We start from the raw sequence: 12755 nt of genomic DNA on the forward strand, positions 1-12755 counted from the left end.
TTGGAAATTATAGCACATTTTGTTATTAAAGTAGTAGGAATTATAACATAATTTGTCTTTTTGTAGTACTTTGGGCTCTTGTTTTGTAAAATAAAAAATTCGTTATACCTTTGTGAGGTCTAGAAAACAACACCATTGGAACTATATTTTTTAAATAAAAAAAAGTCATGCACATTATTGAGCATGACTAATAGTTTGTTTAAAAAAATTTATCTAATATTGCCTCAGAAAATCCTTCTTGTAGTAATTTATCATGAACTTCGTCTTTCCAATCGGCTAAATCGGTGTATTGTGTTTTAACACGTTCTTTAGCCTCATCTTTAGATAATCCTAAATCAAGTAAATCTTTCTCGATATCTTGATATTTGTTAGTAAAAGAGTCTCTTGTTCTATTGTATAAATCTTCTAAACCTAAATAATCATTGTTTTCAAGTAGAGTATTAAGTTCTGAATTTGCACTGTTTTTAATAAGAGCTAGGTCATCTTTATAACCATTCAAGACATTTTCAATCGCTGTATTTGATACAGTTGGAGTAGTACTTCCAGCAGCGCCACCGCCACCACCGCCTCCGGGAGATGCACTTGGTGCTTTATAGTCAGCATTTACTTCATTATTTGTTTTCTCAATATTATTTTTTCGATCGTTGAAATTGGAAACTACATCAGATGCCTGCACTCCTAAAGGCAATAGTAGTTGACCAATCGCCGTATCAGCATCAAGGCTAAATTTTCCGCCTTTTTCAGCAGTTATTTGGGCAATTTTATTTTTAAGTTCAAGTGAAAGATTAGCGTTTTGCTTCACTTGTAGTTCTTTTATTTCTGCATTACCTTTTAATGTTGCAGCTTGGTTGGCTTCTACTGTTCCGAATGGACCATCCAGTTGAACAGTGCTTGCACCGCTGTTGATTGTTGTTTTTGATAGTGAAGCACTGTCGTCAGCTGCTACATGTGCATTTGAGTTAATATTCAATGCCTGGATGGATGTATTGCCTTTTGCTTCAACTTTTACATCTTTTTTGTTAATGGTTGCCGTTGCTAATTTTGAATCTTTGAAAACGACTGTATTGCTATCGCCGCCGTTTACTAGAGTTTGTCCCTGAATGGTTAATTTTTCAGAGTAAAAGTCATTGGCAAGCTTGGATGTAATTTCTAGATTGCCAGTGATTGTTATATTTTTCAAAGAAATATAGTCGGCGTTTACCTCTAATGTGCCGTTAATAGTGTTGCCTTTGCCGTCTAGCACAAGGTTATTGCTGAACTCTTTGTTTGCGTCGGAAGCTTGGCCGCTTGTGTTCAATTGCAAATATGTAATTTTTGAAATTTGACCGTCTTTATCTTCAAATTTCATGTTTGCTTTTACAAGAATAGCAGAGTTTGAGCTATTAAGAATTCCATTTAGGGTAGCTGGAATTTTGTATGATTGACCAGAAATTGTAATCGTCGCGCTGTCATCGCTTATTTTTTCAATAATCGATGTGTTTTTGTTTTCGTTGTTCACAGTAGTACCAGTGCTAGCGTTGCCTTTTGCATCGTTTACTTTTTGGATAAACGCAGCAATTTCACCACGGGTTACAGGATCATTTGGTGCAAATTTCGTTGCTGACTTTCCTGATGTAATTTTGTTTCCAAATAATGTTTGTACGGCTTTCGCATACCAACTATTTGGATTCACATCGGTAAATTGCGCTTTACTAGCTTCAGCGTGTTCTTCTAGTGAAAAAGCTTTTACAAGCATGCTCGCCATTTCAGCTCTTGTAATCGTTTTGTTTGGCTGAAATGTGCCGTTTTGGAAGCCGCTGATTCCGCCAGCTTGTGCAAGGGCAGTAACCGGCTCAAAAAACCAGTGATTGTTTTTGACATCTGTAAAATTAGATGAAGTTGCCGTTGGCTTTGCTAGGCCAAGATCAAAAGCCAACATTTTTGCAGCCTCGGCACGGGTAACGGATTTGCCAGGCTTAAATGTGCCATCGTTATAGCCGCCAATGACACCTTTCTCGGAAAGATTGTTGACCGCTTTTTCATAGAAAGCACCAGCTGGAACGTCCTTGAAATTTGAAGCAGCTTGTACATGACCAGCAGTGATAGGGGCAGCCGCCGCTGAAAGTAAAAATGCTGAAGAAACGGCTGTCATTAATTTCTTTTGTAACTTTTTATTTTTCATTGAAACCTCCTGGGTTAGAACAAGGGGACGGTTCACTTGTTCCAAAAATGATAGATATAGTTTAAATTTCCTATAATGGAACAAGCGAACCGCCATCTTGTTCCATTTGCCTCATTCAATTTTATCAGAATGTCCATTATTAGGAAAATATAAATTGGTTGGGAGGGACATGGGGACAGGTACAGTGTCCCATTTCCCAATTTTAATAGAGATGGGGTGGGACATTGGAATGGGACACTGTACCTGTCCCCATGTCCCACTGAAATGGTAATATTTTTCTAAATAGTAAAAAGTGTGACAAAATTACTAGTTTATTTACAAATAATGTGGTAAAAAGGGAGTGGTTATTTCAAAAATTTTCAATATTTAGTTTATAGTTACATTTAGGGTTGATTTTGTAATTATATTCCGTATTAGTTATTAATCAATTTATTAGGAGGATATTATGAGCAGAAAGAAAATCCGTTCTAAGCGAAAGTTTGTTGCAACAGGTATTACAACAGCAATGGTTGCTAGTGTTGCTGCACCGGTTTTGGTTCCAGCCGTACAAGCGGCTGGAAATTTCAGTGATGTAAATAGTGATGCTTTTTATTCGAAGGCAGTCAATGAACTGGCATCAAAAGGCATTATTGGCGGTTATTCAGATGGTACATTTCAACCGAATAAACAAGTCACTCGTGCTGAAGCAGCTAAGATTTTGGCCTATGATTTAGGATTAACTTCTAAACAAGCAATCTCGAACTTTACTGATGTAAATGAGAGGGATTGGTTTTTCCAACCTGTTACGGCCTTGGCTGCATCCCGCGGTATCGGTGGTTATGAGGACGACACATTTAAACCGAACAAAACGATTACAAGAGCTGAAATGGCCAGCTTGCTTGTAAAAGCATACGGTTTAGAAGAAAATTCTACTACTGCTATTCCATTTACAGATGTTCCGGTGGATAGTTGGTATAGAGGTGCGGTTGAGGTACTTTATGCCAATAATGTTACTTCCGGTAAAGGAGCTGTTAATCGCTTTGCACCAAATGATCCTGTAACACGGGGAGAAATTGCTGTATTTATACAACGTGCGAGCCAAGTAAAGGCTGGTGAATCACCACAAGAACAAGTTAGCACTGGTACTGCTGTGGAAGAAGTTACGGTAGATGGTATCGTGATTGGCGGAACTACATATTCTCTCGCTGATAATGTAAAAGGAATTTTAGGAGAGCATAATGAGGCTGTTTTAAAAGGTGCCGTAATAGATTTTGAGGATCTTAATGGTGTTATTACTAAAATTGATTCTATTAAGCTGAATGCTACTGGAAAATCTGGAGCTACGGAATTTTCCAATAATCTAGTATTGGATGGCAAAGGCAATACGGTTGGCGCAATAGTGGTAAATGCCAACTATATAACAGTGAAGAATGTAACAATTGAACATGATTTAACAATTACAGAGGCACTGGCAAATGATTTCTATGCTGAGAAGGTTACTGTTAAAGGAAATACAATTGTTGAAGGTGGAGATGACAATACAGTTGCCTTTAATGACAGCCAGCTTAATAATGTTGACTTGAACAAGTCTGGTCTTCATTTTCTAGCGAAAGGGTCCACAACTCTAGGAATATTAAATGTTTTAAAGAGTGCGAAACTAACTTCTTCGAAGGCGATACCTAAGGTTAATGTAAAAGGTGGTGCCCAACTTAATCTTGGAAAGGACACCAAAATTGATGATCTTAAACTGCCTGATGGTGTTTCCTTAAAAGATGTAGTAAATTCTAGTGAAGCTAGAAAAAATATTAAAAATATTAATAGTAAAAGTAATAGCGAATATCAGTCCACAACATCTGGTGGTGGAAATAGTAGCAGTAGTAGTGATTGTGATAGTGATAGTGATGATGGTAAAGATCCACAGCTAGTACAAACCCATGCCCCTTTAGCAGCTAACATTAGTGTTGTAAATGCGATAGGTGAAAATGATACAATCACGGTGAAAGCCTTGGATGCCAAAGCCACTGTACGTGTTTATACATCTGCAACCGATAATAAAGTAATAAAATCAGCTATTGCTGATAACGCAACTGTATCTTTATCTGGTATAAACCTTGGGGCAAATGCTGGCAGTGTATGGATTACTGTTCAAAAGCCTGGTGAATTGGAAAGTGCCAGAACAAAAGTGGATTTTGTAGCCGAATTAGCTGGTGCTAGTGGTCTTGCCTTAAATAAAGCAGCTCTTGCACTGACTCCTACACAATCTGAAACGTTAACGGCTACTATTAATGTGGTAGGTGTAAATCAAGCTGATGCTGTATTTTCATGGGAATCTTTAGATCAGGACGTAGCAACAGTTGATAATAATGGTACTGTAACAGCAAAAGCTGCAGGAAAAGTTCTTGTTAGAGTTACAGCAACGTTACCAGATGCTAGTAAAATCAACTCTACTTGCGAAGTAACGGTTTATGAAGAAAGAGTACTGGATTTAACAGCAGGCAAAGAAGTATCACTAGGCACAGTAAAAGCTGCACCTGTAAAAGTTGAAAGCACCGTCAAGCTCGATGATAGTCCAGACGCGAAAGCAGTGAATGTTGCAATAGGTTTACCTGAGGTGCCTGCTGCGGCAACATTAACCGTAAGTCCGCTTCCGGCAGATGTACCAGCACCACCGAAGGATGCTCCGTTTATTGCTTTAGATATTGCAATTAGTGGATATAGTAAGGGTGAACAATTTAGAGTGGAGCTTGATATTCCTGAGGGATTAAATGAAGAAAACCCAGGAGCTTACCATTATAACTCCGTTACAGGCATTTGGGAATATCGTGAAGGTACAATTGAGAGCGGCAAGTTTGTGTTTACTACAAACTTCAGCCCAGTATCAATTGGGAAAAGAGTACCTGTTCCAAAAGCTTTAACAGTTACACCACAAACAACTGCTGATTCAATTAGTTATGTTTTACAGTGGAAAGGCGCGGAGGATGTAACTTATTATAAGGTCTTTAATGGTGAAACGGTTGTAGAGCCAAGAGTAGAAGGTAATACTGTTACTTTAACAGACCTTGCAGATGGAATGTACCATTTCTATATCCGAGCATATCGAGAAGAAAGTGGAGCTACTGAAGGAACAAAGGCAACCTTTGAATCTGCAATCTCAAATGTTGTTCCAATAAAAATAGGTGGAGCCGTAGGAGATGATACAAAATACATTTCCGATTTCTTCGTGGACCGCCGCAATTTAGTTTTAGATGAAGGAGATACGACCAAAATTAATGTAATTACAGAACCAGTTGATGCTACTGAGCCACTTTCATGGGGATCAACAAACCCATTTGTTGCCTCCGTTGATCAAAAAGGAAATGTGAAAGCAATAGCACCTGGAACGACAACGATTTACGTACATCCATTAAATAATCCTTCTGCACGTAAAGAGATTCTTGTCATTGTTCAAGGTGAGGAGAAATTTGCAGTAACACCAACAGAGGTTGAACTTGTATCTGCTCCTGGTGAATTATCAAATGCTATTAATTTAGAAGCCATTTTTAAACCAGATGCAAAAGTTGATATGTTAGATGTTGTGTTTGCTTTTGATACTACTGGTAGTATGAGTGGCGCTATTGATGCAGCGAAGGAAAATGCAATTGATATAATGAATCTCATTCGATCTAAAGTTTCAGATGCCCAATTCGGCGTAGTAAGCTTTGAAGATTATTCAGGCTATACTTCAGAAAATGGCTATTGGGGAACGTATGGTGGACCAGATGATGATCCATATATGCTTGATCAAGCTGTTACAGATAACCCAACATTGGTTCAGCAAGCAATTGATAAGCTATTTGCGGATGATGGTTATGATGGACCGGAATCTTATACAAGGGCACTATATGAATTGTCTGATCAAACTCCAAGAGTTGATTCTGTAAGATGGCGTACCGGTGCGAAGAAGTTAATTGTATTATTTGGGGATGCTCCAACCCATGACCTAACCTTTGCAGGTGAGAATACTGGAGAGGATCCTGGGCGAGATGGTATTGGTAATACGGAAGATGATTTGCGATTTGTTGATGTAGTAAATTCTCTTAGAAGCCAAGGAATAATTGTACTTGCTGTAGACAGTTATGATGGTTACAATTCCACTTTAAAAGGGATGTCAATTGGATATCTTCCTAGTGAGGCAGATACTTGGGAAGGTACAGAAGGGACAAATGGAAAATACGTTTACCTATATAACTCAAGTCTTCCTATAATTGTTGATGACTTTGTTAAGGAACAGGTAAAAGTCATTCACAGTATCAAAGTTGTCGCTCCAGAAGGGTATGAGAATTGGATCACAACAGACCCGAATGAGCTTAGAAATATTCCATTACCTGAAGGAAGTTCATCCGAAGACATCGTTAACAAATTGGATTTATATATTCAGCCGCCAGCTGATACACCTGCAGGAGAATATGAATTCAAATTAGCAGTTTATGCCGATGGTGTCGAATTAGGTACAGTTTTAGCAAGAGTAACTGTAGATGAGGCTCGGGTTACAAAACCTATACCAAGTGTACTTGCAACGAAAGTACCAAACGGTGCAGAAATAACGTTATCAACAAATTCTTCCGATGCTATTATCCATTATACGGTTGACGGAAGTGAGCCAACTACATCTAGTCCTATCTTCACGACTGGTGATACAATCACAATAACTGGTGATACAGTTGTTAAGGCTATTGCTGTCCGTGGCGAGGGAGATTCAGCGAAAATCAGTGATGTAATGGTAAAAAATTATTCAGTGCTAAAATTAGAAAAACCATTAGCTAGTAGACCATCTGGGGAAGTCCGCAGTGGCTCAACTGTTGAACTGAAGACTAATGACTCTGGAGCTGAAATCTTCTACACAATGGATGGAACAGAGCCTTCGGAGGAAAGTATAAAATATAAAAACCCAATCGAAATTGCAAACGATACGACTATAAAAGCTATTAGTGTTGTAAAGTCAACCCTCAACGATAAGGAATATGTTACAAAGAGCGATGTTAATACTTTTACCTATACCGTCTCAACAAAGTCATCGTATGACCACTTAGACAATTTTGTCGTTGGTGGTATAAATCTAAGCACATATTTTTATGGACTAAGTGAATTAGAAGTTGATGATCCAGATTCTGAAGATATTGCGGAAGTTGAAGTGGAAGATTTCACAGGATTTGCTGGTATCGATGTATCTTCATTTGCTACAGTTGGCTCAATTACAGTAACAGTGAATGGTACCGTTATTCCTGAAGAAAGTTTAGCGTCACAAGCAATACAGCCGGGGGACACTATTCTTGTAACAGTTGCATCTGAAGATGGTTATTCAAATCGGTATTATAAAGTAAAATTTGTGCAAGAGGTTAACTTAGATTCGATTTCACTTGTTGATGAAGGTACTGAAGGTGTGTTGACTACTGGTGATTCCATTCAGTTTAAATTCACGACAGCTATTCCTGAAGATTGGGAAGACCAAATGCCTCCAGGAAACATTTATGTTAATCTGCATGCTAATACAGATGAAACAATACCAGATTACATTCGTATTTTTTCAGTAGATGGTGAAGAAGAATACACGATAGAAGTTTTAGCAGTTAGTGGTGCTGACCTAATCACCAATGGAGATGTTATCTTTAGTAGTACAGTACGCGTTGTTGATGATAAGGTACTATTCAGTCTCGATGAATTGGTGGATGGCGATGCGGGAAATTTAAACATTGTTCCAGTCGATCAACCAATACTTGATAAACTTGAATTTGAATAGCTAAATAAAATAGTCCTCATCATAATTGATGGGGACTATTCACGTTTATCGGGAGATTCATAAATTCTAATCTAACTCAGTTATGGAAAAAGTGGTGAAACACAAGAGCCATCGGAGAGCACTGAAATAAGTCTAACTATAGCGAAGGATTGTCGAGTTTTGTAGAATTTCATAGTTCTTTCAAACTTCTTAGGACTTAAGTCCCTTAACAAAAATATAAGAATAATGTATTTTTATATTAGAACACATAAATTGTACGAAATGGCAAAATCATTGAAAAATGATGACGCAAAACTAAAGGGACTAATGTTGCAATGCAGCGATGTCAGCCAGTTTCCGAATACATCAAGAGATACTCCGTCGATTTATGTACAGCAAAAGGAGGAATCTAATGTGTTAAGAGTTTTTGTTAAGGCAAGATATTCTTTGCATTACTTTTTGAAGAATTACAATGAGGTATTATCGAATGATGCTTTGAACGAGGAACTAAAGTCGAAGTTCAGGATTAAAGCAAGTTATCACGATCAAAAGGCCAGCAGTTTATTATCCAAACTATGATGCTTATAAAATAAGGGACAAGGAAGCACGGTATAGTGCCAACTTGTCCTTTTTTCATTAATAACTGGTGTTTTTAATTGCTTCTTATTCTTTGCGACGGGTTAGTCGACTGGTAAATATTAGGTAAACACTAAGAACCGTCCCCAATGTTTCCCCCTCAAAATAGCCCCATAAATTTTTTCTTTGTGATTCGGACTGGTGGGCCGGCAAAGATGGTTTGGTTGTTGACGACCAGCTGGGCGTTTTCTTGGAAGTAAAAGCGCGCTTCCGTACCGAATTTTTTTTCAATTAATTGATAGGCATCTCTAAGTTTAAAAGTACGTGTTGAAGCATTATGTGCATCTGAGGCTACCAAATGAGCCATGCCTGCTTCAATTAAATCAAAGGAAAAGCGTTGGATTTTCTTTCCGTAGTCACCGGTTATACTGGATGCGGTTAGTTGTACTAATGCGCCGTTTTTTACGTGATGATAAAGGGGGTCGGAATACTCGATAATCTCTTTGTTTCGTTCTGGATGCACAATGATTGGTTTGATTCCTTCCATTAATAACTCAAACAAAATTTGGCTCGTATAGTTAGGAATATGGTCTGCAGGAAATTCAATAAAAAGATAGCGTGATCCGTTTAAAGTTAAAATCTCATTTCTATTAAGATCCTCAACGATTTCTCCACAAATTCTCGTCTCTTGACCAGGTAATATTTTGATATCAATAGCTTCAGCTGCTAATCTTCTATTCAACTTATCTACATTTTTTATAATTTTATCTTTTGGATTTTCAAAAGCGCCATTTTTGTGATGGGGAGTTGCAATAATGGTTCTAATACCTTCACTTAATGCCTTCCTAGCCATTTCAATACTTTCTTCCATTGTACTTGGACCGTCATCGACATTCGGTAATATGTGGCAGTGTAAGTCTATCACAATTAATCCTCCCGTAATACATTTCGTTTATGTGAAAATCCACACAAACTATTTTACCATTACTTTACAAAATTGGAAAGTTAATAAATTTGTATATTTCTGAAAACTTTTTGAAACAGAGGGACGGTTCTTATCGTTTTCCCAATATATTACAATTGCAGGTAGGGGCAAAATCTAGGGATAACTTGTAATAAGTGGGGTACAGACACTCAGAAATACCAACCCATTGTATCAAAAAGGCACTGAGCAACATGCCCAGTGCCAATTTTTCGCGGGAATTTTATCGTTTTATCTCATCACTGAATGCAGGACCAATCGCAACCTCTATTGGTTATTCAAGCTCCTTTAAAGTCAGCCCCTTTCCTTCAATCCCAAAGATATAGTGCTGTCCTAATGGGAGTAGATAACGAAAGGACTTTGGTTGTGTTTCCCTTTGGAAGGAATTAGGGAAACAATAAGAACCGTCCCCGGTGTTTCCCTGGTGTTTCCTGGAAAAAAATAGGGAAACAAGGAGAACCGTCCCCAGTGTTTCCACCCTAGTGTTTCCCGAAAATATACGTATTATCTTCATTTGAAATGCAAGTTACTTTGTCGTTAATCTCAACCTTTTCTGTGATACGCCCAGTCAGCCGCACGCCTTCCTGTAGTTCAATAAGTGCGACTGTATATGGAGTAAGATGTGAAAATTCCTGCGAGGAAACATGGATGGTTGTAAAAGAAAATATTTTGCCTTCGCCACTTATTTCCTTTATTTGAAATTCAGTATTTTTACATGTTGGACATATCCATTTGCGTTGCACGAACTTTTTCGCACATTTCGTGCATTCATACACTTGTACCGTTGCCATTCTTACTTCACCCCCTCGAAGATATGAACTGTTGAGTATGCACCCGTTCCACCTAAGTTCTGGGCCAATCCAATTCTTGCGCCATCTACTTGATTGCAGCTGTTTCCGCGAAGTTGGGAGACGATTTGAATGATTTGGGCAAGGCCAGTAGCCCCGATTGGATGTCCCTTGGAGAGAAGTCCGCCGCTTGTGTTAACCGGCACTTTTCCCCCATGCTTTGTAAGCCCTTCTTCGACAGCTTTCCAACCTGTTCCTTTTTCAAAAAAGCCAAGCTCTTCGATGGCAAGCATTTCTGTCATCGAAAAACAGTCATGCAACTCCACAACATCAATATCCTCAGGGCCAACACCGGCTATTTTGTAGGCTTGTTTGGCGGACTCCCTAACGGATGGAAGACTTAATAAATCTTGCGCTTCCTGCATTTGGGTTGTTCCCGAAGCCTGTGCCGATGCTCTGACCATTACTCCTTTTTCTCCTTTTGAAAGGACAACAGCCGCCGCCCCATCTGTAGTAGGGGAGCAATCGAACAGACCTAGTGGCTCAGTAATCATCCGTGCTGACATTATTTCTTCCATCGTTGCTGGTTTCCGAAACTGTGCTTTAGGGTTGTTTAGTGCATATTCACGGTTTTTCAAAGCGACCATGGCTAGATGTTTTTTGGAAGCCCCTGTTTCGTAAAAATATCGATTTGCAACGGTCCCGAAGAACCCAGGGAAGGTTAAGCCGGCGCGCTTTTCATTCGAATCGTTATCCATCGCAGCGTTAATAGCCCTTGTTGTTTCCTCTGTTGTGGTGTGTTTCATTTTTTCAGCACCAGCAATTAAAACATTTTCGTAAACGCCATTTTGAACGGCTAAGAATCCTTGTCGAAAAGCAATCCCTCCGGAAGCACACGCCCCTTCCACTTTAAATGCAGGAACAGTGCCTAACCCAAGTTCATTTACAACAATGGCTCCTAGAATTTCCTGGTTTGTTAAGGAACCCGACATAAAATTTCCTATAAAAATAGCATCGATTCTAGGGAAGTTTGCTTCTTTTAACGCTTCTAAGCAAGCATCCATTAGTAATGTTTTTAATGAAGCATCATGTTTTCCAAATGCCGTCATTCCTAAGCCAGTTACGCTAACTTTATTCATAGTGCCTCTCCTTTAAAGAGTATTTATATTGCTTTTTCATCCTCTAATACATCAATGGTATCTTCATATTTCGATACTTTTCTAGTATCCGGTACGAAAAAGGAGAGTACTAGAGAAAGTAAGAGACCTGCCATCATAAATCCACCGAATACGATAGGGGATGGACCGAAGGATTTTGCCATTGGCGTCCAAATCATTGGTCCGAAGCCTACGATTGCTGCCGCAAGTTGATAACCGAATGATAGCCCTGTATAACGGACTTTAGCTGGGAACAATTCTGAAAATATCGTTCCTTGGGTTGAAAAAATAGAGGCCCAAATGACACCGAGCATGGCTGCTTGCATCATGTAAAGCCAAGTTGGACTTTGTCCAGCCATCGTGAAGTAAGGAATAGAAAGAATGAACATGAGTACTAAACCAGTAATATAGATAATCTTTCTGCCAATGAAGTCAGATAGATATCCTATAAGCGGGATTGTAATAATCATTGTTGCGCACCCAATGGTTAAGGCAGTCAGTGCTACTTCTTTGGAGTAGCCCAAATAGGTTGTTGCAAAAACAAGGACAAATGACATTAGAAATACATTAAAGAAACCATCCCCAATTTTTAGTCCAATTACGTGGAAAACACTTTTAAGGTTCGTACGGAATGTTTCTGCAATAGGTAATGCAGCGAGGTCGCCTTTTTCCTTTTGCTGTTTAAATGCTGGTGTCTCTTCAATACCACCGCGAATCCATAAGGCTAAACCAATAAGGAGTGCACTAAATAGGAAAGGAATTCGCCATCCCCAAGCTAAAAACTGAGCATCGGTTGTTACGTAGCTAATGAATGTTAAACTAAAAGATCCAAGAACTAAGCCTAATGGCACACCTAGTTGGGGGATTGAGCCATAAAGTCCGCGGAGCCCTTTTGGTGCATATTCAGTAGCTAATAAAACAGCACCGCCCCATTCTCCGCCAAGTGCTATTCCTTGAACAAGTCGAAGAAGGACTAATAAAATAGGAGCAGCTACGCCCACTTGCGCATAGGTTGGGAGACAGCCAATCAAGAAGGAGCTTCCACCCATCCCAACCAACGTCAACATCAAACTAGCCTTTCTGCCTAACTTATCACCAAAGTGCCCGAAGATTAGGCTTCCAATTGGTCTTGCGGCATAACCAACTCCAAAAGTGGCAAAAGCAAGAAGAAGTGCAATAGCTGGATCAGCACTAGGAAAAAATAGGGATGAAAACACTAACCCAGTGGCGGTCCCGTATAAATAAAAGTCATACCATTCAATAACTGAACCTGAAACACTCGCAAATAAAACACGACTTTTTTTCATAAAAATCCCCTCTCACTTCTCAATTTAATTAAACATTTGATTAATTATTT

7 protein-coding genes and 1 riboswitch are annotated in these 12755 nt (G+C 38.9%); of the genes, 2 read left to right on the forward strand and 5 right to left on the reverse strand.

Annotated features, from left to right (window positions below):
* Window positions 1-199 precede the first annotated feature (199 nt).
* Entirely contained in the window at window positions 200-2161 is a 1962-nt protein-coding gene (locus ACNQFZ_RS13005; protein ID WP_458411769.1) for an S-layer homology domain-containing protein, read from the reverse strand.
* Between the two features lie 445 nt (window positions 2162-2606).
* On the opposite strand from ACNQFZ_RS13005, the gene ACNQFZ_RS13010 reads away from it, so the two are divergent.
* Both ACNQFZ_RS13010 and ACNQFZ_RS13015 read left to right on the forward strand, forming a co-directional pair.
* Complete coding sequence (locus ACNQFZ_RS13010; RefSeq protein ID WP_458411770.1) at window positions 2607-7916, forward strand: S-layer homology domain-containing protein; 5310 nt, start codon at window positions 2607-2609, stop codon at window positions 7914-7916.
* 253 nt (window positions 7917-8169) lie between these two features.
* Window positions 8170-8257, forward strand: a riboswitch (cyclic di-GMP riboswitch).
* Between the two features lie 52 nt (window positions 8258-8309).
* A complete protein-coding gene (locus ACNQFZ_RS13015) occupies window positions 8310-8474 on the forward strand; it encodes a hypothetical protein (RefSeq protein WP_458411771.1) in 165 nt (54 codons plus the stop codon).
* A gap of 157 nt (window positions 8475-8631) precedes the next feature.
* Here ACNQFZ_RS13015 and ACNQFZ_RS13020 read toward each other — a convergent pair whose 3' ends face one another.
* The 4 genes from ACNQFZ_RS13020 to ACNQFZ_RS13035 form a co-directional block, all read right to left on the reverse strand.
* On the reverse strand, window positions 8632-9396 hold the full coding sequence (locus tag ACNQFZ_RS13020) for a tyrosine-protein phosphatase (RefSeq protein ID WP_458411772.1): 765 nt from the start codon (window positions 9394-9396) through the stop codon (window positions 8632-8634).
* Window positions 9397-9932: 536 nt separating this feature from the next.
* The gene (locus ACNQFZ_RS13025; RefSeq protein ID WP_458411773.1) at window positions 9933-10244 is read right to left on the reverse strand and encodes a Zn-ribbon domain-containing OB-fold protein; all 312 of its coding nucleotides are present in this window, start codon (window positions 10242-10244) and stop codon (window positions 9933-9935) included.
* 2 nt (window positions 10245-10246) lie between these two features.
* Window positions 10247-11380 (reverse strand): thiolase C-terminal domain-containing protein, encoded by a 1134-nt coding sequence (locus tag ACNQFZ_RS13030; protein ID WP_458411774.1) that lies wholly within the window; start codon window positions 11378-11380, stop codon window positions 10247-10249.
* Between the two features lie 23 nt (window positions 11381-11403).
* Complete coding sequence (locus tag ACNQFZ_RS13035) at window positions 11404-12705, reverse strand: MFS transporter (RefSeq protein WP_458411775.1); 1302 nt, start codon at window positions 12703-12705, stop codon at window positions 11404-11406.
* Window positions 12706-12755: the final 50 nt, after the last annotated feature.

Source organism: Schinkia acidoalkalinis, assembly GCF_054301215.1.